The organism is Pseudomonas sp. DTU12.1 (genome assembly GCF_009873475.1).
Classification (GTDB): Bacteria; Pseudomonadota; Gammaproteobacteria; order Pseudomonadales; family Pseudomonadaceae; genus Aquipseudomonas; species Aquipseudomonas proteolytica.
In genome coordinates this window covers 5,921,434-5,943,629 of record NZ_CP045254.1, presented here as the reverse complement: position 1 = coordinate 5,943,629, position 22,196 = coordinate 5,921,434, and the positions used below count along the sequence as shown (strand labels likewise).

21 protein-coding genes and 1 pseudogene are annotated in these 22,196 nt (G+C 61.9%); 11 read left to right on the top strand and 11 right to left on the bottom strand.

Annotation, left to right across the window (positions count from 1 at the left end):
* Positions 1-267: 267 nt before the first annotated feature.
* Positions 268-1,941 carry a bifunctional diguanylate cyclase/phosphodiesterase gene (locus GDV60_RS26520; protein ID WP_029289756.1) on the top strand — a complete coding sequence of 558 codons (1,674 nt, stop codon included), beginning with the start codon at positions 268-270 and terminating at the stop codon, positions 1,939-1,941.
* A gap of 65 nt (positions 1,942-2,006) precedes the next feature.
* Here the strand turns inward: GDV60_RS26520 and GDV60_RS26515 are convergent, their stop codons facing one another.
* Positions 2,007-3,401, bottom strand: a complete 1,395-nt coding sequence (locus tag GDV60_RS26515; protein ID WP_133715245.1) for a NorM family multidrug efflux MATE transporter — start codon at positions 3,399-3,401, stop codon at positions 2,007-2,009.
* Between the two features lie 152 nt (positions 3,402-3,553).
* Here GDV60_RS26515 and GDV60_RS26510 point away from each other — a divergent pair, with 152 nt between their 5' ends.
* Positions 3,554-4,474, top strand: a complete 921-nt coding sequence (locus GDV60_RS26510) for a LysR substrate-binding domain-containing protein (RefSeq protein ID WP_029289752.1) — start codon at positions 3,554-3,556, stop codon at positions 4,472-4,474.
* Between the two features lie 188 nt (positions 4,475-4,662).
* Positions 4,663-6,639: a methyl-accepting chemotaxis protein gene (locus GDV60_RS26505; protein ID WP_159909155.1), complete on the top strand. Its 1,977-nt coding sequence runs from the start codon at positions 4,663-4,665 to the stop codon at positions 6,637-6,639.
* Between the two features lie 117 nt (positions 6,640-6,756).
* On the opposite strand, the gene GDV60_RS26500 is transcribed toward GDV60_RS26505, so the two are convergent.
* A complete protein-coding gene (locus GDV60_RS26500; RefSeq protein ID WP_169871310.1) occupies positions 6,757-7,680 on the bottom strand; it encodes an ABC transporter six-transmembrane domain-containing protein in 924 nt (307 codons plus the stop codon).
* Positions 7,681-7,793: 113 nt separating this feature from the next.
* Here GDV60_RS26500 and GDV60_RS26495 point away from each other — a divergent pair, with 113 nt between their 5' ends.
* A complete protein-coding gene (locus GDV60_RS26495) occupies positions 7,794-8,378 on the top strand; it encodes a TetR/AcrR family transcriptional regulator (protein ID WP_029289746.1) in 585 nt (194 codons plus the stop codon).
* Here GDV60_RS26495 and GDV60_RS26490 read toward each other — a convergent pair.
* The gene (locus GDV60_RS26490; protein WP_070994043.1) at positions 8,375-9,871 is read right to left on the bottom strand and encodes a YifB family Mg chelatase-like AAA ATPase; all 1,497 of its coding nucleotides are present in this window, start codon (positions 9,869-9,871) and stop codon (positions 8,375-8,377) included. The genes GDV60_RS26495 and GDV60_RS26490 overlap by 4 nt on opposite strands.
* Before the next feature lie 213 nt (positions 9,872-10,084).
* Complete coding sequence (locus tag GDV60_RS26485; protein ID WP_029289742.1) at positions 10,085-10,348, bottom strand: accessory factor UbiK family protein; 264 nt, start codon at positions 10,346-10,348, stop codon at positions 10,085-10,087.
* A gap of 420 nt (positions 10,349-10,768) precedes the next feature.
* On the opposite strand from GDV60_RS26485, the gene glnK reads away from it, so the two are divergent.
* From glnK to sutA, 4 genes and pseudogenes are all read left to right on the top strand, one after another.
* Complete coding sequence (gene glnK / locus GDV60_RS26480) at positions 10,769-11,107, top strand: P-II family nitrogen regulator (protein WP_002555808.1); 339 nt, start codon at positions 10,769-10,771, stop codon at positions 11,105-11,107.
* A 34-nt stretch (positions 11,108-11,141) separates the two neighbouring features.
* Positions 11,142-12,479, top strand: a complete 1,338-nt coding sequence (locus tag GDV60_RS26475) for an ammonium transporter (protein ID WP_029289659.1) — start codon at positions 11,142-11,144, stop codon at positions 12,477-12,479.
* A 250-nt stretch (positions 12,480-12,729) separates the two neighbouring features.
* Positions 12,730-12,891: pseudogene (locus GDV60_RS26470) on the top strand (YjbQ family protein); the annotation flags it as partial.
* Positions 12,892-12,994: 103 nt separating this feature from the next.
* A complete protein-coding gene (gene sutA, locus GDV60_RS26465; RefSeq protein WP_015886504.1) occupies positions 12,995-13,321 on the top strand; it encodes a transcriptional regulator SutA in 327 nt (108 codons plus the stop codon).
* A 73-nt stretch (positions 13,322-13,394) separates the two neighbouring features.
* Here sutA and GDV60_RS26460 read toward each other — a convergent pair whose 3' ends face one another.
* Genes GDV60_RS26460 through GDV60_RS26435 form a run of 6 tightly spaced genes read right to left on the bottom strand, consistent with a single transcriptional unit; the run spans position 13,395 to position 17,980 of the window.
* Positions 13,395-14,090, bottom strand: coding sequence for an HAD family hydrolase (locus GDV60_RS26460; protein WP_092232090.1), 696 nt, complete (start codon positions 14,088-14,090; stop codon positions 13,395-13,397).
* Complete coding sequence (gene xerC / locus GDV60_RS26455; protein WP_070994041.1) at positions 14,087-14,986, bottom strand: tyrosine recombinase XerC; 900 nt, start codon at positions 14,984-14,986, stop codon at positions 14,087-14,089. The genes GDV60_RS26460 and xerC overlap by 4 nt, the downstream gene beginning before the upstream one ends.
* Positions 14,987-14,988: 2 nt before the next feature.
* Positions 14,989-15,714, bottom strand: coding sequence for a DUF484 family protein (locus GDV60_RS26450; RefSeq protein WP_029289648.1), 726 nt, complete (start codon positions 15,712-15,714; stop codon positions 14,989-14,991).
* Positions 15,715-15,727: 13 nt separating this feature from the next.
* Positions 15,728-16,558: a diaminopimelate epimerase gene (gene dapF / locus GDV60_RS26445; protein ID WP_092232087.1), complete on the bottom strand. Its 831-nt coding sequence runs from the start codon at positions 16,556-16,558 to the stop codon at positions 15,728-15,730.
* Positions 16,559-16,561: 3 nt separating this feature from the next.
* Positions 16,562-17,809, bottom strand: coding sequence for a diaminopimelate decarboxylase (lysA, locus tag GDV60_RS26440; protein ID WP_159909153.1), 1,248 nt, complete (start codon positions 17,807-17,809; stop codon positions 16,562-16,564).
* Between the two features lie 9 nt (positions 17,810-17,818).
* Complete coding sequence (locus GDV60_RS26435) at positions 17,819-17,980, bottom strand: lipoprotein (protein ID WP_032856894.1); 162 nt, start codon at positions 17,978-17,980, stop codon at positions 17,819-17,821.
* 239 nt (positions 17,981-18,219) lie between these two features.
* Here GDV60_RS26435 and cyaY point away from each other — a divergent pair, with 239 nt between their 5' ends.
* From cyaY to rnk, 3 genes are all read left to right on the top strand, one after another.
* Entirely contained in the window at positions 18,220-18,552 is a 333-nt protein-coding gene (cyaY, locus tag GDV60_RS26430) for an iron donor protein CyaY (protein WP_029289642.1), read from the top strand.
* A gap of 2 nt (positions 18,553-18,554) precedes the next feature.
* Positions 18,555-18,773, top strand: a complete 219-nt coding sequence (locus tag GDV60_RS26425; protein WP_092232081.1) for a DUF1289 domain-containing protein — start codon at positions 18,555-18,557, stop codon at positions 18,771-18,773.
* Between the two features lie 143 nt (positions 18,774-18,916).
* A complete protein-coding gene (gene rnk / locus GDV60_RS26420; RefSeq protein ID WP_133715249.1) occupies positions 18,917-19,327 on the top strand; it encodes a nucleoside diphosphate kinase regulator in 411 nt (136 codons plus the stop codon).
* Here the strand turns inward: rnk and GDV60_RS26415 are convergent.
* Positions 19,324-22,164, bottom strand: coding sequence for a class I adenylate cyclase (locus GDV60_RS26415; protein ID WP_159909151.1), 2,841 nt, complete (start codon positions 22,162-22,164; stop codon positions 19,324-19,326). The genes rnk and GDV60_RS26415 overlap by 4 nt on opposite strands.
* Between the last annotated feature and the right edge of the window lie 32 nt (positions 22,165-22,196).

Sequence of the window (22,196 nt, the reverse complement as noted above, 5' to 3'; positions counted from 1 at the left end):
ACGGAATTTTGGGAGTCATTGTTCAAAAGGGCGGGCATTTTAACAGGCTGGCAAGATTCTGCTGCCTCTGAACGACAGTGTGACGTACCACTCGATCTAAATTTGCCGCTTTTGTTACTTTGCCGCAGGATGTGCGGGGTTTTTGGGTCTATCGTTCGATCTAGAGCCGCACTGCGCGTATTTGATAACCAATATCATTGGTGATTATCAGGCTGCACGTCATAATGCCCGCCGCCAACGAAATCTTGCACAGTCTAGGGAGCTAGCTTGTCTACGCCTGTCGAACCCTTGCGTTTGCTGCTATTGGCCGATACGCCTACGTGGGCAGCGTTGTTGCGCGAGTGCCTGGCGCCGATGGGCGACGGGGCAGTGCTGATCAGTGCGCCAAATTGGGAGTCGGTGAGCAGCCTGTTCGACGACGACCGCACCGCCGTCTTGCTCACCACCCCCAGCCTGCAACCCGGCCCAGGCCGTTGCAGCCTGCCGACCGTCTTGCTGCTGGAGCAGGAGCCGCTGGTTGCGCCGTTGGGCGCCAGCGACTGGCTGATCCTCGGTGCGTTTGATGTCGATACGGTACGCCGCTGCCTGCGCCATGTGCGCGAGCGCGGCTTGCTGGAAAACACTCTGCAACGCCTGGCCGAACAGGATCCGCTGACCGGCATCGCCAACCGCCAGGGGTTCCAGACCCTGCTGGCCGCGCGCCTGGCAGAAAACGACGGGCGTGGCCTGGCCCTCGGCCATCTGGACCTGGATAACTTCCGCCATGCCAACGATGCCCTCGGCCATCAGGCGGGCGACCGGCTGATCCTGCAAGTGGTCTCGCGGCTCAAGAGCCAGCTCGAAGCCGGCGACCAACTGGCGCGCCTGGGCAGTGACGAATTCGCCTTGTTGATCGACACCCGCCGCGCGCCGCAACGCGCCGAGTGGATGGCCGAACGCATCACCGAGGCCATGGCCGAACCTTACTGGGTCGATGGCGAGAGCCTGCTGATCGGCTGCAGCCTCGGTGTGGCCCATGCCCGCGCCAAGGCCGGCGCCGACCCGTTGATGTGGCACGCGCATATCGCCATGCAACAGGCCAAGAGCACCCAGGGCTGCACCTTTCATATCTTCAATGAACGGATCAACCGTAACGCCCGCAGCCTTGCCGACCTGGAAAGCGAACTGCGCCGGGCGCTGCGCCGTGATGAGCTGGAGCTGCATTACCAGCCGCGCCTGGACCTGGACGATGGGCATATCGTCGGCCTCGAAGCCCTGGTGCGCTGGCGCCATGGCGAGCGCGGCCTGTTGCCGCCAAGCGAGTTCGTGCCGTTGGCCGAGCAGAGCGGCCTGATCGTGCCGTTGGGCTACTGGGTGATTTCCCGTGCCTTGCGCGACATGCAGGACCTGCGCGAGCGCGGCCTGCCGCCGCTGCACATGGCGGTCAACCTGTCGTTCCGCCAATTCCAGGACAGCCAGTTGCTGTCGACCTTGAGCCGGCTGATTGCCGAGCGTGGGGTGGAGGCGCAGTGGCTGGAATTCGAACTGACGGAAACCGCCGTGATGCGCCGCAGCGACCTGGTCAAGCAGACCATGGATGCCTTGGGCCGCCTGGGCGTACGCTTTTCCCTGGATGACTTTGGTACCGGGTTTTCATCCTTCGTACACCTCAACAGCCTGCCGATTGCCCTGCTCAAGATCGACAAGAGCTTTGTCGGTGGCATGGAAGAGCGCGAGGAAAACCGCAAGCTGGTGCACGCCATGATCAACCTGGCCCATAACCTCAACCTGGAAGTGGTGGCCGAAGGTGTGGAGACGCCGGAGCAACTGGCGTTGTTGCGTCTGTTTGGCTGCGACCAGGCCCAGGGCTACCTGATCAGCAAGCCATTGCCGTTGCCGGAGTTGGTGGAGTACCTGACATTTGGCAGCAGCCAACAGGCGTTGTTGGGTGAAGTGATCTGACTTTGTAAACCCAATCAAAAATGTGGGAGCAGGCAAGCCAGCTCCCACATTGACCGATACATGCTTCAGTTCGGCTGTGGGGCCATGTCGATTTGCGGTTCCTGGGCAATCATTCGCTTCATCTTTCTTTCAAACGCCCACGTCAGGGTAATCGCCGCACAGGCCAGGCCCAGCGCCAGTCCCCACCACACCCCGGTCGGGCCCCAATCCAGGGTAAACGCCATCAACCAGGCCGCTGGCGCGCCAATCAACCAGTAGCAGCCCAGGCCGACGAGGAAAGTGGTCTTGGCATCCTTGAGCCCGCGAATACAACCCATGGCAATGGTTTGCACGCCGTCGAACAACTCGAACCACGCCGCCACCGCCAACAGGCTGACCGCCAGGCTGATCACCTGGGCGAAGGCCGGGTCGTCATGGTCGAGGAACAGGCCGATCAGCGGGTCTGAAAACAACCAGAACACCATGGCAAACCCCAGCATCACCGTTGCGCCGAAGGCGATCCCGACCCGCCCGGCCAGCCTCGCGCCCAGCAGGTGCCCGCCGCCGTAATGCAAACCGATGCGCATGGTGACCGCATAAGACATGCCCGCCGGCACCATGAACGCCACCGAGACGATTTGCAGGGCAATCTGATGCGCTGCCAACTGCGTACTGCCCATGGTGCCCATGCACAGCGCCGCGAAGGCGAACAAGCCGACTTCCACTGCATAGGTGCCGCCAATCGGCAGGCCCAGGCGCCACAGCTCGCGCAGGTAGTGCAGGTTGGGCCGCAACAGGCCCTTGCCCAATGGGTAGGCCGCGTAGGCGCGGTTGTATTTGATGTACCACAGCAGCGCCAGGGCCATGCAGTTGGCGACAATCGCGGTGACCAGGCCAATGCCCATCAGGCCCAGCTTGGGCAGGCCGAACATGCCTTCGATCAACGCATGGTTGAGCAGGTAGTTGATCACCGTGCCGCACAGGCTGATCACCATCACCGGCGTGGCTTTGCCGATGGCGCTGGTGAAGCCGCGCAGGGCCATGAACGTCAGGTAGCCGGGCAGGGCGAACGGCAGGATCATCAGGAACTGGCCGGCCGACTGCACGTTGGTTTCGGTCTGGCCGAACATCAGCAGTACGGGCTTGAGGTTCCACAGCAGCAGGCCCGCCACCAGGGCCATCAGCCAGGCCAGCCAGAGTCCCGCCTGGGTCAGGCGGGTGGCGCCTTCGATATCACCGGCGCCCTGGCGGATAGCGACCAGGGTGCCCACGGCGGCTATCACGCCGATGCAAAAGATCGACACAAACGAGTAGCTCGCCGCCCCCAGCCCGCCGCCGGCCAGGGCTTCGGGGCTCAGGCGGGCCATCATCAAGGTGTCGGTGAGCACCATCAGCATGTGCGCCAACTGTGAGGCAATCAACGGCCCTGACAGCCGCAGAATGGCCCAGAGTTCGGTACGCGCCGGATGCTGCATGATCATCACGCTCAATAATTCAGGAAGGGGTGGAAGGGTTGATTCTCGGCGCTCTCAGCGCTTTGCACAAAGGGATAAATGCGATCAGTCGCATGATTAAAACTCATGCCTGGACGATTCTGGTAGGGTTTGCGGATCAAGCCGTCGGAGTTTTCTTCATGTCTCGTCGCCTTCCTCCGCTGTATGCCCTGCGCGCGTTTGAAGCGGCGTCCCGGCACAACTCGTTCACCCGGGCCGCCGAGGAGCTGTCGATCACCCAAAGCGCGGTCAGCCGGCATATCCGCACCCTGGAGGAGCACTTCGCCTGCCGTCTGTTCCAGCGCAGCGGGCGCACCTTGCAGCTCACCGAGTCGGCGCGCCTGCTGTTGCCCGGCGTGCGCGAGGGTTTTGCCGCCCTGGAACGCGCTTGCCATACCTTGAATGCCGAGGACGACATCTTGCGCATGAAGGCCCCGTCGACCCTGACCATGCGTTGGTTGCTGGCGCGGTTGAGTCGGTTCCGGCATCTTCAGCCGGGCAATGAGGTGCAGTTGACCAGCGCGTGGATGAGCATCGATGAGGTGGACTTCAACCAGGAGCCGTTCGACTGCGCGGTCCTGCTGAGCGATGGGCATTTTCCTGCGGACTGGGAAGCCAGTTACCTGTTTCCTGAATTGCTGATCCCGGTGGGCGCTCCGAACTTGCTCAACGATGGCCCCTGGGATGTGGAACGCCTGGCCGGCGCCGAGCTGCTGCACCCCACGCCGGACCGGCGTGATTGGCGCCGCTGGTTGCAACGCACGGGGCTGGCCTCTCGCGTCGCCATCAAGGGCGGGCAGGTGTTCGATACCCTGGAGCTGGGCATGATTGCTGCCGCCCGGGGCTACGGCGTGTCCATGGGCGACTTGCTGATGGTCGCCGAGGATGTGGCCCAGGGCCGTTTGAGCCTGCCTTGGCCTACTGCGGTGGCCAGCGGCGAGAGCTACTACCTGGTCTGGCCCAAGACCCGCCCCGGCGGTGAGCGCCTGCGCAGGTTGTCGGACTTTCTGCAAAGTGAAGTGCGGGCCATGGCACTGCCGGCAGTGGAACAGCTCGACTGAATCGATGCAGCGCCCGCCAACAAGGCGTTGGAGTGATACCCCTGTGATTTGCTCAAGTATTGACCCCGGCCGCCGAAGTAGGTGTGTCGCAGCTGCCATTAGTTGCGGCTCAGCGTGCCCCCAATTCAAGAAATTCGCCGATTAGCGCTATGAGATCAGGAAGATCCGGGCCTCGGCCAGGAGCAGTCATGTCTCAACCCCGCGCCCGCATAGCTTCGCAGCTGGGCATCGCCTTGGCGGTCATATTGGCTGTCGTGATCAGCGGCAGCACCGTGTTTGCCCTGCGCTCCCTTGATTCGGCCAACCTGCAGACCCGTGAAGAACACCTGGCCAGCGAAGCGCGTTTGCTCGCCGACCAACTCAATACCTTCCACAGCACCTTGCGCGAGAGCACCCAGCGTTTGAGCGGGCTGTTTGAAAAGCGCTTTGGCGCGGGGCTGAGTGTGCATGCCGAGCAGACGGTGAATGTGGCCGGGGTAGCGACCCCGAGTCTTTACCTGGGCGATGCGGTGCTCAACAACAACTTCGACGAGGTCGATGAGTTCAAGCAGATGTCCGGCGGCGTGGCCACGGTGTTTGTGCGCAGCGGCGAAGACTTCATCCGCATCAGTACCTCCCTGACCAAACAGGATGGCAACCGCGCCATCGGCACCGTGCTCGACCGTCAGGGCGCGGCCTACCAGCGCGTGGCCGGCGGCCAGACCTACATCGGCCGTGCGGTGCTGTTTGACCGTTCCTACATGACTCAATACAGCCCGGTGCGTGACAGCAGTGGCAAGGTCATCGCCGTGCTGTTCATCGGTTTTGATTACACCGACGCCCAGAACGCCCAGTTTGAAAACCTCAAACGTTTTCGCATCGGCCAGACCGGCTCGCTCGCGCTGCTGGATGAACAGAAGCATTGGCTGGTGGCGCCGGCTGGGGTGCAGGCGCCGGACGAGGCCATTGCGGTGATGCTCGACCTGGCGAAGAAACCGGGCGCAGGCCGTTTCTGGAGCGACAAGCACGAAGATTTCTACAGCGTCTCGGTGCCGTTCGAAGGCGGCCCCTGGGCGGTGGTAGCGAGCATGCCCAAGGCTGAAATTCGCGCAGTGACTTGGGAAGTCGGCATCCGCTTGGTGATCGGCAGTGTGCTGGCGATGTTGCTGGCAGTAGGCGCCACGGTGTGGCTGTTGCGCAGTAAGCTGGCTCCATTGAGCGACCTGGTGCGCCAGGCCGAAGCCCTGGGCGCCGGTGATTTGAGTGCGCGGCTGAATGTGTCCAGCCATGACGAAATCGGTCAATTGGCGCGCAGTTTCAACCAGATGGGCGAAGCGCTGTCGACCATGGTCTCGCATATCCGTGAGGCGGCCAAGGAGGTCAACAGCCGCGCCCAGGCGCTGTCGGGCTTGTCAGGTGGGGCCTATGAAGGCATGGAGCAGCAGTCCGGCGAGATCACCAGCATGGCCGGTGCGGTGGAAGAGTTCAGTGCCACCTCGTTGAACATTGCCGACAACATGGGCAATACCGAACGCCTGGCCCAGGAAAATGCCCAGCAGACCCGCATTGGCCGCAACTCGATGCAAGAGGCGTCGGCGTCCCTGGAGCATATCGCCACGGCACTCAATAGCACGGCCACGGTAATCAACACCCTGGGCCAGCGCTCCCAGGAAATCGGTGGCATCGTCGGCGTGATCACCTCGATTGCCGACCAGACCAACCTGTTGGCCCTCAACGCGGCCATCGAGGCGGCACGGGCCGGGGAGCAGGGGCGTGGGTTTGCCGTGGTTGCCGATGAGGTGCGCAACCTGGCCTCACGCACCCGCCAGGCCACCGACGAGATCTCCGGGATGATCCAGAGCATCCAGCAGGAAACCGGCAATGCCATCAGCACCATGGAGCAGGGCAATGTGCTGATGCAGGAAGGCTTGTCGCGCAATGCCGACGTTGCCTCGGCCCTGGCGCGTATCGACGAGCAAAGCCGCTCGGCGGGGCAGCAATTCGCCGCGATCACCACCGCCACCCAGGAGCAAAGCAGCACGGCGACCTTGCTCAGCAGCAACCTGCAGAGCATCGCGCTGGCCAACAGTGAACAACGTGAAGTGGTCTCGAACCTGGCGATTACCGCCAGGGAGTTGGAGACGCTGGCGGCGGGGCTGCGGCATGAGGTTGATCGGTTTCGTTGATTGACTGTCAGGGCCTCATCGCGGGCAAGCCCGGCTCCCACAGTTGACCGTGTTCAATTGAAGAAACCGGTTCAGTGTGGGAGCCGGGCTTGCCCGCGATGACGGCTGACTCGGCTCTCAAGCCTCGGTTCGATCGCCGAGCCCCGGGTCCACCCGTTTGCCGATGTCCTTGAGCCGCGCCAGTTGATCGACCATCCCTGGCGCTTCGTCGAGGCTGCTGACGAAAGTCCACAGGTACGTCATCACCGCGTAGATATGCCCCGCCTTGACCGCCGGCGACAAGGCCAACTGGCTGATCGCCACGATGAACAGCAGCGCGGCCAGTGCGCCGAGCATCAGATAGGCCGCGGCCTCGCGGTCCGACAGCCAGATACGCAGGCGTGACAGCAGTTGGTAATGGCGTCGCAGGGTCTGGGCGCTGACCTTTTCCACCAGGCCAATTTCTTTCTCCAGGCGGTTATTCAAGCGTTTGTGCAATTGCTCGTTACGGCGGGCAAAGCGCGGCAGCAGGGTGATGCACAGCACCAGCGCGGCAAAGCAGGCCAGGCCGACCCAGGGTTCAATCACCAGGAGCATCACGGCTGCGCCAACGATGGATACCAGGGCCGTAGCAATCACCGGCACGTGTTTTTCGAAAAAATCGACAAAATCCCGTGCCAGCACTACCCGCGCGGCAGCCTTTGACGTGCTGTGGTTTTGCAGGCGCTGGTTGAGAATCACCGGCACGGCAAGGTCGGCGTAGATCCGGGTGAAGGTACGGGTATCCAGGGCCCGGCGTGCGGCACCGACTACCCAGAAAGCCATGACCACGGCTGCATAAATCAACGCGCTGCCGGCATCGCCGCGCAGGATCGAGTCCACGGCGAAACCCGCAAACAGCGGGTAGGCCAACAGCAAGGCGTTCTCCAGCGCGACCAACGACAACGTGCCAAACAGCTTCCAGGGGTAAGCCCTGGCGATTGCCTTGAGGGTTTGGCTGGCGGATTGCTGGCCGATTTTCTTGCTTTCTTCGATCAGGATATGCGGCGTTACGGATGGCATGGGTGCACCAAAGGAGTGATAGGCGCTACTATTGAGCGACTGCTCAAGTATCCTTGAGCGATCGCTCAAAAAGCAAGCGCCGCTTATCTGCCGGTGCCCGTAAGGAATTGCCCATGTCGCGTATCGACCGTAAAGACCAGATCATCACCGCTGCCCTGGAGCTGTTTCGCAGCAAGGGTTTTGCCGATGTCTCCACCCGCGATCTGGCGGAGCATGCCGGTTTGTCCCGCAGCCACGTGTATCACTACTTCAGCGACTGGAAAGAACTGCGCCGCGAAGCCTTCGTGCGGTTCGCCACCGACCAGTTGGACGAAGTGCGTGCCCCCCTGGCGCTGGCGCCGCCTCTCGAGGCGTTGCTGGGGTTCCTGCGTGACTGCCTGCCAAGCAGCGCCGATGCCGACTGGGCACTGTGGCTGGACGCCTGGGACGAGGCGCTGTATGACCCGCAAATGGCCCAGGCCTATCTGTCGATCAACGCCCAGTGGCAAGCCATGCTGGCGGAGGTGATCGAGCGGGGTGTGGCCGCGCAGGTGTTCCGTTGCGACTCATCCACACGCGCCGCACGCCAGATCTTTGCCTTGGCGATGGGGTATGCCGATGACCTGATGCTTAACCCCTCCACCGAGTCCGCCGAATCGGCACTGGGTGAGGTGCTGGAAGTGGCGGGGTGGTTGCTGGACTTACCCCGGGATCTCTAGCCCAAGGTTGCTGGGCGGTATTGCAACGCCTCCGCCAAGTGATGCCGCATGATGCTTTCCACCTGCTCCAGATCCGCCAGGGTGCGTGCGACCTTGAGCAGCCGGTGGGCCGCGCGCAACGACAGGGTCAAGCGCTCGCAGGCCGTCTCCAGCCAGCCTTCGTCGACTTTCGATAACTCGCAGTGGCGGCGCAACCCCGTCAGGTCGAGGAAAGCATTTGCACAGCCTTGGCGTTGCTGCTGGCGATCCCTGGCGTCGGCGACGAGGGCAGAAGCGCTGGCCGTGTCATTGCCGGTTTGTTTGGCAGGGTTCAGCGCGGTGCTTTCCCGGGCGACGGTCAGGTGCAGGTCGATGCGGTCCAGCAGCGGCCCGGACAGTTTGTTGCGGTAGCGCTGGACCTGCTCCGGCGTGCAACGACAGCGCCCGCTGGGCTCGCCCATATAGCCGCAAGGGCAGGGGTTCATCGCCGCTACCAGTTGAAACCGCGCCGGGAAACTCACCCGGTCGCGGGCGCGGGAAATCACGATATGCCCGGACTCCAGCGGCTCGCGCAGCACCTCAAGCACTTTGCGATCAAACTCTGGCAACTCATCGAGAAACAGCACCCCATGATGGGCCAGGGTGATTTCCCCTGGCTGGGGTTTCGAGCCGCCACCCACCAGCGCCGGCCCGGACGCGGAATGATGCGGCTGACGGAATGGCCGGTGCGGCCAGTGGCTCAACGGAGCGAGGCTGACCACCGACTGGATCGCCGCCACTTCCAGGGCTTCCTGTTCACTCAGCGGCGGCAGCAAGCCGGGGAGGCGGCTGGCGAGAAGGGTCTTGCCGGTGCCCGGCGGGCCGCTGAACAACAGGTTGTGGGCGCCTGCTGCGGCAATCAACAGCGCTCGCTTGGCCGCCAGTTGGCCTTGCACTTCACTCAGGTCGGGGTAGGGCTTGTTGAGGTACAGCAAGCCGTCTGACTTGAACGGCTCAATCGGCACCTGCCCATTAAGGTGCGCCACTACCTGCAGCAGATGATCCACCGCAATCACCGTCAGCCCGGACGCCAGGCAGGCTTCCTCGGCATTGGCCCGAGGCACGATCACCGTGCGCCCTGCCTTGCGTGCCGCCAGGGCGGCCGGCAACACGCCTTTCACCGCTCGAACCTCGCCGGACAGGGCCAGTTCGCCAAGACACTCCACATCATCGAGCATCAACGCTGGCACCTGCACACTGGCCGCGAGAATCCCCAGGGCAATCGCCAAGTCAAACCGCCCGCCGTCCTTGGGCAGGTCGGCGGGGGCCAGGTTGAGGGTAATGCGGCGTGCGGGGTATTGCAGCGCGCTGTTGAGAATGGCGCTGCGTACGCGGTCCTTGCTTTCCTTCACAGCAGCCTCGGGCAAGCCCACCAGGGTCAACGATGGCAAGCCATTGGCCATATGCACTTCGACCGTGACGGCAGGGGCTTCGACGCCGATCTGGGCGCGGCTGTGGACGATGGCGAGGGACATGCTCGTTCCTTGAAAGAGAGGCCGCTTCCTGCGGGTTTTTCAAGGGTAGACGAGGTGGGGAAGAGCGAAGCGGGGAGGTTTTACAGAACGTATCCGGAGTCGTTCGCAGCGCTTTATGTGGGAGCTGGCTTGCCTGCGATGCAGCCGCCTCGGTGTATCAGAAAGACTGAGGCGATGCTATCGCAGGCAAGCCAGCTCCCACACTGACCGCGTTTATTCAGCAGCGGGTGGCGTCAACTTGGCTTCCAACTCCGCGACCTTCGCCTCCAGGCTCTCCAGACGCGCGCGGGTGCGGGCCAGGACCACCATCTGGCTGTCGAATTCCTCGCGGCTCACCAGGTCCAGTTTGCTGAACCCGCTTTGCAGCAGCGCCTTGAACTGGCTTTCGATTTCGTTGCGAGGCAGCGGGGTTTCGCCGCTGAACAGGCGAGAGGCATGGCCGCTCAGGGCGTCGAGGAGATCTTTGGGCGCGAGCATGGGAAACATTCCGGAAAACAGTTGGCCGGCAGTGTATCACGCAGCGCCTACAGTCTTTTCAAGGTGATCTGCGCACGCTTTTCGCGCATCGGCCCGAATGGGTGTGCACCGTTTTTGTGCGTATCCAGGCCGCAGCACAGGCCCGTGGGCGGATGTAAGCGGGCAACGGATTGATTTCAGTGGTTTTTACGGAGCTGGCAAGGTTTCTGCTTAGACGATCATGACCCATGCACTGATGCAGTCGCTGTGACGAATGCAGTGCGCTGACGGATCAGGGTACTTGTTTCGTCACCAACGGTTAGCTGGCGTCGCAAAGGCAATTGCCAAGGCGACGATGCGTTACAAAGCCAGGCACTGCGCTTAGACTTGAGACGGGTTTGTTTTCCTGGGGCAAGTCCACCAATTCGGGAGAGAGTTTTCATGAAGCTAGTCACTGCCATCATCAAGCCGTTCAAGTTGGACGATGTACGCGAGTCACTGTCCGAGATCGGCGTGCAGGGCATTACCGTCACCGAGGTCAAAGGCTTCGGTCGGCAGAAGGGTCATACCGAGCTGTATCGCGGCGCGGAATATGTAGTCGATTTCCTGCCGAAGGTGAAGATTGATGTCGCCATTGACGACAAGGATCTTGATCGGGTTATCGAGGCGATAACCAAGGCGGCCAACACCGGCAAGATCGGTGACGGCAAGATCTTCGTGGTCAATCTGGAACAGGCTATTCGCATCCGTACCGGCGAAACCGATACCGACGCAATCTAAGCCGCCAAACCCCAACGCCCCAGGAGAAAACAATATGACTCTGCGTAAATTCGCAGGGCTAGGAGCCCTGTTGTCCATCGTAATGCCCAGCCTGGCCATGGCGGCAGACGAAGTGGCGGCTCCAGTCCTCAACTCCGGCGACACCGCCTGGATGCTGACAGCCACCGCATTGGTGCTGTTCATGACCATCCCCGGCCTCGCGCTGTTCTACGGCGGCATGGTCCGCTCCAAAAACATTCTTTCCGTGATGATGCAGTGCTTCGCCATTACCGGTCTGATCAGCATCCTGTGGGTCGTTTACGGCTACAGCATTGCGTTCGACACCACCGGCATGGAGCAGGGCGTCGTCAACTTCAACTCCTTCTTCGGCGGTATGGGCAAGGCGTTCCTGGCGGGTGTCACACCGTCCAGCATTACTGGCCCTGCGGCGCTGTTCCCGGAAGCGGTGTTCATCACCTTCCAGATGACCTTTGCGATCATCACCCCGGCGCTGATCGTCGGTGCATTCGCCGAGCGCATGAAGTTCTCCGCCATGCTGCTGTTCATGGCCATCTGGTTCACCCTGGTCTATGCGCCAATCGCGCACATGGTCTGGAGCGGCAACGGCGGCCTGATGTGGGACTGGGGCGTGCTGGACTTCGCTGGCGGCACCGTGGTGCACATCAACGCCGGTGTGGCTGGCCTGGTGGCGTGCATCGTGCTCGGCAAGCGTAAAGGCTACCCGACTACGCCGATGGCCCCGCATAACCTGGGCTACACCCTGATCGGTGCGGCAATGCTGTGGATCGGCTGGTTCGGCTTCAATGCCGGCTCCGCTGCAGCGGCCAACGGCACGGCCGGCATGGCGATGCTGGTGACCCAGATCGCCACCGCTGCTGCGGCACTGGGCTGGATGTTCGCCGAGTGGATCACCCACGGCAAACCAAGCGCCCTGGGCATCGCCTCCGGTGTGGTTGCCGGCCTGGTGGCCGTTACGCCGGCCGCCGGTACCGTGGGCCCGATGGGCGCCCTGGTGATCGGCCTGGCTTCGGGTGTGATCTGCTTCTTCTGCGCCACCAGCCTCAAACGCAAGCTGGGCTACGATGACTCCCTGGATGCCTTCGGTGTACACGGCGTGGGCGGGATTGTCGGGGCAATTCTCACCGGCGTATTCGCGGCGCCGATCCTGGGTGGCTTCGGCACAGTGACCGATATTGCCGCACAGGTCTGGATCCAGGCCAAGGGCGTCGGCTTTACCGTGATCTACACCGGTATCGTGACTTTTGTGATTCTCAAGGTGCTGGACTTGACCATCGGCCTGCGTGTGACTGAAGAGGAAGAGGCCGTTGGCCTGGACCTGGCGGAACACAACGAACGCGGCTACAACTTGTAAGAACCTATGAAAAAACTTGCCCGGCTTGCCGGGCATTTTTTTGTCTGGTATTTGCCTGGGGTGAAGGCTTGTGAGATTTTTTGTGGCGAGTTTGTGATCGGATCCACAAGGCAGTTTTCACTGTGCGAATGTCTTACAGGCATGTAGGCGTATTCGGCACTTTGTTTTTTCCCAGAGCGCGCTAGAATGCGCGCCGATGGGCGCAGAACTGTATACGGCGGCAGACCCTGATTACCCTGTGGGCCAAGCCCCGGGTCCTTTCAAGGGCAACCTATCAGGTCGCCAACTGAGTTTGCCGGTCAAGGCCGGCCACTTGGCAATGGGCACATGGCAACGCGTTTATCTGGGCGAGCAGCGTGATCATGGCGGTGCTCGTAAAGTCCTCGGTACCTTGCAGGGTGACGGGGCATAAGCCACTGGTTATCCGGTGGACGTTGATTTTTTTCCGGCAGCCTTCGACAGATGGTGAAGCTGGGCTATAACTAATCTGCTTTTCGCAAGTCATGAGGTAGAACATGAGCGACGATGATCTGGAAAACGACGAACTGGAAGTAGGTGACGAAGACGACACCGAAGAAGGTCTTGAAGCGGCAGCGGAAGACGTTGCTGACGACGACGGTGGCGATGACGCACCTGTTCCGGCCGCCAAAGGCAAGGCCAAGGCTGCCGTTTCGGTAGACGAACTGCCGAGCGTCGAGGCCAAGAACAAAGAGCGCGATGCGCTGGCCCGTGCGATGGAAGAGTTCCTCGCCAAAGGTGGCAAAGTTCAGGAAGTCGAGGCTAACGTGGTGGCAGATCCACCGAAGAAGCCGGATAACAAGTACGGCAGCCGTCCTATCTGAGGTCGGTGACTTGCTTGCTGAAAAAGCCCGCCGTCGCTGCGGGCTTTTTCATGGGCGACTCTATTTCCTACAGTTATTTCCAGCTGTGGAGCAGTGAGGGCAGCTCGGTCAGGCTACGAATCTGCGCATCCGGCAACTTATCGCCTGTCCAGGCCTTGCCAGTCGGGTTGAACCACACCGCTCGCAACCCCGCCTGCTGCGCGCCGGCAATGTCATCACCTGGATGGTCGCCGATGTGCACTGCCGCACTGGCCTCCACCCCGCCTCGCTGCAACGCTTCCTCAAACAATCGCGCATCTGGCTTGGGGATGCCGATATCCTCGGCCCTCAGGGCAAAGTGGAAGTAATCTGCCAGGCCCACGCGTTGTACGTCGGCATTGCCATTGGTGATCACCCCCAGCAGGAAGTGCTGGCGCAGGGCTTGAAGCATCGGCTCGGCTTCCGGGAACACCGTGAGTTGGTGCCGCGCGTGAATGAAAGCTTCAAAACACACATCGGCCATCTCCGTGGCTTGCGGTTGTGCATAACCGGCCTCTTCAAAGGCATGCATCAGCACCCGGTGGCGCAGGATGCTGATCCGGTGCTTGAGCTCGGGATGACGCTGCAGCACCTGCTGGCGCAGGCTGGCGAAATGCTCCAGGGGCAGGTCGCCGACCTTGGGCGCATGGGTTGCCAGCCATTGGCGCATCGATGCTTCGGCGCTGATGATGACGGGGACGTTATCCCACAAGGTATCGTCCAGGTCGAAGGTGATTAGCTTGATGCTCATGAGTCGCCGCCTTTAATGCGTTTGGCCCTTGGGTGGGCGCTGTCGTACACCGTCGCCAGATGCTGGAAGTCCAGGTGGGTGTAGATCTGGGTGGTCTTGATATCCGAGTGGCCGAGCAGTTCCTGTACGGCGCGCAAGTCTTGTGACGATTCCAGCAGGTGGCTGGCAAAGGAGTGCCGCAGCATGTGCGGATGCAGGTTCTGCCCCAGCTCCCGCTCGCCGGCGGCCTTGACCCGTAACTGAATGGCCCGTGGCCCGAGGCGTCGGCCCTGCTGGCTGACAAACACCGCATCGTCCGGCGGATTGCTCAAGGCCCGCAGGGGCAGCCATATCAGCAGGGCGTCGCGGGCTTTTTTGCCGATGGGCAGCACGCGGGTCTTGCTGCCTTTGCCGTGCACTTGTACCAGGCCGTCGGCCAGGTCCAACTGATCGAGATTGAGGCTGGTCAGCTCCGACAGGCGCAGGCCCGAAGAGTAGAACAGCTCCAGGATCGCCTGGTCGCGGTGTGCCAGGAAGTCATCCTCGACCGCGCCATCGAGCAATTGCAGGGTGCGGTCGGCATCCAGGGTCTTGGGCAGGCGACGTTCACCCTTGGGCGGCGCCAGGCCGTTGGCCGGGTCGTGGTCGCACAGGCCTTCGCGGTTGAGGTAGTGATAGAGGCCGCGCACCGCCGACAGCAGGCGCGCCAGGCTGCGGGAGGATTGGCCTTGCTGGTGCAGGCGGGCAATCAGGCTGCGCAGGCCCTGGATGTCGAGGGCCTTCCAGCTGCCGATCTGTTGTTTCTCGCAGAAGGCCAGGACCTTGTTCAAGTCCCGCCGATAAGCCTCCAGCGTATGGGGAGACACCTGGCGCTCGCTGCGCAGGTGAGCGCAGTAGGCGTCCAGTTGTCGTTCCATGGCTAGCGCACCGCGCGCAGGGCGGTGGTAAAGCGCGGCAGGCTACGGCTCAGCACTTCGGCAATGTAGGTCAAGAACAGGGTGCCGACGGTGCTTTTGTAGTGCTGCGGATCACGGCTGGCGATGGCGAGGACGCCGTGCAAGCCCTGATGGCTGAGAGCGACCACGGCAGTCGAGCCGATCTGCACGCGCTGGTCTTCGCCAAACAGGAAGTCCAGCTCATGCTCGCGCAGAGTGCCGCTGATGGTCTTGCCTTCTGACAGCAGGCCACCAATGGCGGTTTGCGCCTCGCTGCCCTTGACCCAGCGCCCGACCGGCATCGGGTTGTCACTGAACAGGATCAGGCTGACAAACGGCACCTGGAAGTCCTGGCGCAGGCTGTCTTCGACGGCAATGGTCAGGTCTTCCAGGCTGCCAGCATCCAGCAGCGCCAGGATCAGGCGGCGGGTCTTGTCGAACAGGCGGTCGTTGTCACGGGCCACGTCCATCAACTGCGAAAGCCGATGGCGCATTTCGATGTTGCGCTCGCGCAGGATTTTCATCTGCCGTTCTACCAACGACACGGTATCGCCGCGCTGGTGAGGGATACGCAGGGCCGGGAGCAGCTCGTCGTGTTCGACGAAGAAGTCCGGGTTAGCCTCCAGGTAAGCGGCGACGGCCGCTGCCTCCAGGCTTTCGCAAGGGGATCCTTCGGGCTGCTTGGCGGGTGCCTGGGGCTTATCGGTCATTGGCGAGTCGCTCTCATAGACGGACCTGTCCTTCGTATACACGGGATGCCGGGCCGGTCATCTTCACCGGTTGGCCTGGGCCTGCCCATTCGATGGACAGGCGTCCGCCGGGCAGGTCGATCAACAGTGGCGAATCCATCCAGCCCTGGCTGATCGCGGCCACGGCGGCGGCGCAAGCACCGGTGCCGCAAGCCTGGGTTTCCCCGGCGCCGCGCTCCCAGACGCGCAATTGCGCACGGGAGCGGTCGATGACCTGCAGGAAGCCGACGTTGACCCGTGCCGGAAAGCGCGGGTGATGTTCGATCTTCGGCCCCAGCTCATGCACCGGCGCATTGTTGATGTCGTTGACCCGCAGCACCGCATGGGGGTTGCCCATGGACACGGCGGCCACTTCGACCACAGTACCGTCGACCTCCAGCGGATAACTCAACGCCTGGGCATCGGCCTGGAACGGAATATCGGCCGGCACCAGGCGCGGGGCGCCCATGTCGACGCTGATCTGGCCGTCGCTGCGGATATCCAGCTCGATAATGCCGCTTTTGGTCTCGACGCGAATCTGCCGCTTGGCGGTCAGGCGCTTGTCCAGCACAAACCTGGCGAAGCAGCGCGCGCCGTTGCCGCATTGCTCCACTTCGGAACCGTCGGAGTTGAAGATCCGGTAACGGAAGTCCACTTCCGGGTTGCTCGGCGCCTCGACGATCAACAATTGATCGAAGCCGATGCCGGTATGCCGGTCGCCCCACAGCTTGGCGTGCTTGGGCAGGATGTGCGCGTGCTGGCTGACCAGGTCAAGGACCATGAAGTCATTGCCCAGGCCGTGCATCTTGGTAAAACGCAGCAGCATGGCTTACTCCGGCAGCAGGCTTTCGCCAGCAAACAACTCGGCTACCGTCTCGCGGCGACGCACTTCAAACGCTTGATCACCGTCCACCAACACTTCGGCGGTACGCCCGCGGGTGTTGTAGTTGGAACTCATGACAAACCCATAGGCACCGGCCGAGTGCACGGCCAGCAGATCGCCTTCTGCCAGGGCCAGTTCACGGTCCTTGGCCAGGAAGTCGCCGGTTTCGCAGATCGGGCCGACGATGTCATAGGCGCGCGCTTCGCTGTTACGCGGCGTCACGGCGGTGACGTTCATCCAGGCCTGGTACAGCGCCGGGCGGATCAAGTCGTTCATCGCCGCATCGACGATGGCGAAATCCTTGTATTCGGTGTGCTTGAGGTACTCGACCTGGGTCAGCAGTACGCCCGCATTGGCGACGATGTAGCGGCCCGGCTCGAACATCAGCGTCAGGTCGCGGCCTTCGGTGCGCTCGCGTACGGCCTGGATGTAGTCGGCAATCAGCGGCGGCTCTTCATCGCGATAACGCACGCCCACGCCACCACCGAGGTCGATGTGGTGCAGGTAGATGCCGCACTCGCCGAGGCGATCGATCAACGCCAGCAGACGGTCGAGGGCATCGAGGAACGGTGGCAGGCTGGTCAGTTGCGAACCGATATGGCAGTCCACACCCAGCACTTCCAGGTTCGGCAACTGGGCGGCACGGATGTACACGTCTTCGGCGTCGGCAATGGCGATGCCGAACTTGTTCTCTTTGAGACCGGTGGAAATGTACGGGTGGGTGCCGGCATCCACATCCGGGTTGACGCGCAGGGAGATCGGCGCACGCACGCCCATCTCGGCGGCTACGACTTGCAGGCGCTCCAGCTCGTCGGTGGATTCGATGTTGAAGCAATGCACGCCCACTTCCAGGGCGCGGCGCATGTCTTCACGGCTCTTGCCGACACCGGAGAACACGATTTTGTCAGCCTGGCCACCAGCCGCCAGGACACGCTCCAGTTCGCCACGGGACACGATGTCGAAACCAGCGCCCAGACGCGCCAGGACATTGAGTACACCCAGGTTGGAGTTGGCCTTTACCGCGTAGCACACCATGTGCGGTACGCCATCGAGGGCGTCGGTGAAGGAGCGGTATTGCGCTTCGATGTGGGCACGGGAGTAGACATAGGTCGGGGTGCCGAAGCGTTCGGCAATCGCGGACAGCGCCACGCCTTCCGCGAACAGCTCGCCGTCCCGGTAGTTAAAAGCGTCCATGATGTTCCCTTAGTTGGTGTCGTGCTTGTGCGCTTTGGATTGCGACGTTTGCGCCTGTTCATTGGGGTCTTTGCTGTCATCAGGCAGGTACAACGGGCCTTTTTGACCACAGGCACTGACGAGGCAAGCGACCGCGACGAGCGCAGCAAGGGAAGAGATCAGGCGCTTCATGGCTAAATCCTTGAATATGCATTAATTGCGCCCGAGTATACCGACCACCCGCCAGCTTGCCTATGCGCCGGGACACCCGTCCGGCGGGGCTTTGCCGTGTATGTCGTGAAGTGACCTACATCACTCTGAGATATTTCACGCGGCGCACGGGAATGAAATCGGTATCCTTTGCAATCATGATGGCGCCTCCGTATCGTGCGGCGCTTGAGCGTGAGTAGACACTTTTTGAGGTTCCCACCATGAGTTTGACCGAAGCCCGTTTTCACGACCTGGTCGATGCGACCCAGCAAGCGCTGGAGGATATTTTCGACGAGAGTGGCCTGGACGTGGATCTGGAAAATTCTGCAGGCGTGTTGACCGTCAAGTTCGAGAACGGCAGCCAATTGATCTTCAGCCGCCAAGAGCCGCTGCGTCAGCTATGGTTGGCGGCGCGCTCCGGAGGTTTTCACTTCGACTATGACGAAGAAGAAAACCGCTGGTCGAACGACACCAGCGACGAGCTGTTGAGCGAAATGCTTGCACGCATCACCCTGGAACAAGCCGGCGTCGAGCTGGATTTCGACGAGATCTGATTGTGACCCAGCCTGCTCCCGCCCGCCCGCCCAAGCCGCTGTTCAGCAATGTCAGCCCGGCTGTGCCGTCACCTTGTATCAGTTTGTGTCGGCTGGATGAGCAAAAAGTCTGCCTTGGCTGCTTCCGGCACGTGGAAGACATCCGGGAATGGCGCTCCGCCGACGATCAGCGGCGCCGCGTGATCGTCGCCCAGGCCGAGCAACGCAAGGCTGGCGCCTGACCTTCAGGCCGGCCCATCTTGTTTATTTGTTGTGCTGTGGTAGTGTCCGGGTACACCTCAACTCATCGAGGTCCGTGAGAACCCCGCCGTTTAGTGGCGGGGTTTTGCTTTTTCGTGCAGAAAAAAAGGAGTCTGCCGCAATCATGACTGCACCTTCCATCATCCTCACCCGTCTCGATGTGCAACGTCTTGAGCAACTGATCGACCGTCTGGGCGAAGAATTTCCTGGGGTCGAGGACTTGCAAACCGAACTCGACCGTGCCGACGAAGTAGTGGGTCACGATGAAGTGCCTGCGGGCGTCGTGACCATGAACTCCAGCGTGCATTGCCGTGAGCAAAGCAGCGGCAAGGACTATCACCTGACCCTGGTCTACCCCAAGGAGGCGAATGCCGACGAAGGCAAAATCTCGATCCTGGCCCCGGTGGGCAGTGCGTTGCTGGGCCTGCAAGTTGGCCAGCATATCGATTGGCCGGCCCCGGGCGGCAAGACCCTCAAGCTTGAGTTGCTGAGTGTCGAAGGCCAGCCTAAAGACGGCGGCGCCTTCACGCTCTAAATCTGGTTCAAGGCCTGGTTGAGCGCCTGTTCCAACTCGGCCTTGTAGCGCAGGTACAGATTGCTCGGGCTTTGGACGTCACCGAGCAGGCCAGACAGGTCCAGGTCGGTGATGTAGCAACGATAGCGCTCGGTTTCCCGACGCTGCCCGACGATCTCCTGGGCGACCACTGCAAACAGTTGGTCGCCAAATTCCAGTTCGGAAAACTCCCGCTGATTGCAATACAGGGTAATCCCCACCTGGCCTGGCGAACCCTTGCCGATAATCGCCTGCACGTCATAGAACGGTTTGTTGGCCGGAGTCTGTGGCGCAGGCCGTGGCTCTACCCGACGGGCGCGGCCGCCTGCCGATGGCAACAGTTGGTAATACAGCACCTGCAAGGCCCCTGATGGCTGCTGCGGGTCCAGCGGTGACAGCGCGTCGCGGCGATAGATGATCGATTGCAGGAAGCGCTGCAACGGCGCCAACAAGCTCTGTTCATCATGAAACGGCAGGCGCTGTTGCCAAAGGGCATTGAACTCGTCGAGTACGTACAGCTCGGCAAAGCCCTCGTTGATGCGGTAGAACACCTGCACACATTCCGGCAGGCCCATGGGCAACAACGCTGCCAGGTCGTGGTCTTCCAGGGCCATGGCATCCAGGTGCAGCGGGCTGTAGCTGGCCAATTCTTCGCTGAGATAGTCCACCAGCGCCTGCTGGCTGGGCAGCGACACATGATTGGCTTGTCCCGGCGCCAGCTCCATGACGTGATAGTGCTGTTGTACCTGGATCAGGTAGCGGTGGTTGAGCTGGCTCAGTTGCAGGTTCTGCGCGGTATCGAAAATCTCTTCTACACGTTGCGCGATGAATTGCGCACGGTTGTGGCAGAAACACCGGACCCGCAGCCGTGGCAGTTGGTTGCGCGGCAGTTGGTTGAGGTAGTCGCGCAGACAGTCGAGCAGGGCATGGGGGCCGTCGTAGCGGCTGACCATCACCTCGTTCCAGCTGTTGAGCGTCACCTGGTCCAGGGTCAGCACCAGGTTTTCCCGCACGCCGGCATAACTCAAGGAGTCGGTGCGCTCGGTGGTCATCAGGATATTCAGGTCGCGATGGTGCTTGAGCGGGTCGACCCCAACGTTGATCAGCAATAGCACTTCATCGGGTATCGCCGTGCGCAGCAAATGCTCCTCATCCACCGTGGCCAACGGCAGGGCGATGGTCTGCTGCAGGCTGCCCAGCAGGTTGAACAGCTCGAATTCGCTCAAGTCACTGCTGCCCGGGTGCAGGGCCAGGCGGGTGCTGCTGTCGATCACGCCGTTGCGATGGCACCAGGTGAGCATCTCCAGCAGGTCACGGCTGCGTTTGATCGGTGCAAAGTGCTCCCATTCCAGGGCGGTCAGGCTGCCGTTGTACAAACCCCAGTGAAACTGACCCGGCTCCTTGCGGTTGGGCGAATGCACCAGGGTCAGCGTGTCTTCGGCCAGGTCCGGGGCAATCCCGGGGTTGATGAATTCGACTTTGCCGGCCTTGCGTTCAAATGCCGCGTACAGGCGCCGGCCCAGTACATTGAGGTCACGCTTGTTGATCAGGCTCACGGTCTGTTCGGTGCGTGCGAATTGGGTCAGGAAGCGATAACTGTAATTGAGTTCATTGACCAGGGCCCGGCGCTCGGATGCGACCTGGCGCACTTTCCACTGGCTGCGGCTATCAAGCAGGGCCAGTTGCCGTTGGTCCCAGCCCCATTCATTGGCCAGGCGTTCCAGCAGTGCGCGCTGCCAACCGATGGTGCGCTGGCCGGTGGTGAGCTTGCGGTTGACCTTCAGGTACAGGCTGCGCCGCACCAGTTCCAGGCGTTCGGGCTCGTTGCGCCCGCGCAGATATTCTTCGATGCGGCGGTAGACCACGACATAGGGGTCCAGCTCATCCAGATCCAGCTGGTTGGCGAACACCGCGCGTTTGAAGCGCAGGCTCAGGCACTGCACCTTGGGGTGTTCGCTGGCATACACCTCGGTGAGCAACAGCTTGAGTACTGACTTGTAAGGTGACTCGATACCCTTGAACAACTGCCACAGGCCGGCGCCGATAAATTCTCCCGGCGGGATATGGGCCAAGTGCCCGAGGTCGAGGGTTTCGTCGGCGCGGATAAAGCGTTTGGAAATCAGCGTGTGGGTAAATTCGGCGTACCGAGCCTCTTCGTAGACCGGCACCAGCCACCAGATCGGCGTGCGCCCGGCCAGCCAGATGGCGGTGCGGTAGAACTCGTCGAGCAACAGATAGTGCTGGCTGGTGCCACAGTCATCCGAACTGAGCTGGGTATCGCGGCCACCTTGTGCAAAGCGGTTCGGCTCGACCAGGAAAAAATGCGCTTCGGCGCCCATGCTTACGGCCCAGGCCTCCAGCAGTTGGCATTTTTTGCGCAACTCACCCAGCTCGGCCTCGTTCAGGTCGTCGGCGTGGCATACCCAGACGTCCATATCGCTTTGGTCGGCCTGGGCCAGCGTGCCGAGGCTACCCATCAGGAACAGGCCGTGGATCGGGGTAGGCGGGTTGCCGTGGCGTGGTTTGTAGGAAAACGAGCGGGTCAGGCGCTGGGCTTCGGCCAGGACCTGGGCCTCGGGTTCAAAATTCGCCAGCCCGGCCGGGGTACTGCCCGAGACATAGCCCGGCAGCAGCGGATGATTGACGTGGAAAAACAGCGGCAGCAGCGCCAACACGCTTTGCTGGCGTGGCGTCAGGCCTTCGACGGCCCGGGCCATGCGGCCGGCATTGAGGGTCAGGAAGCGCGAGCGCAGTTGGGCCAGTACCTTGCGGTCAATGCCTTCATCCAAGTCAGGGCGGATTTCATGGGTACTGGTCATGTCGAACTCAGCGGCTCGCAGGGCCCGGCGTG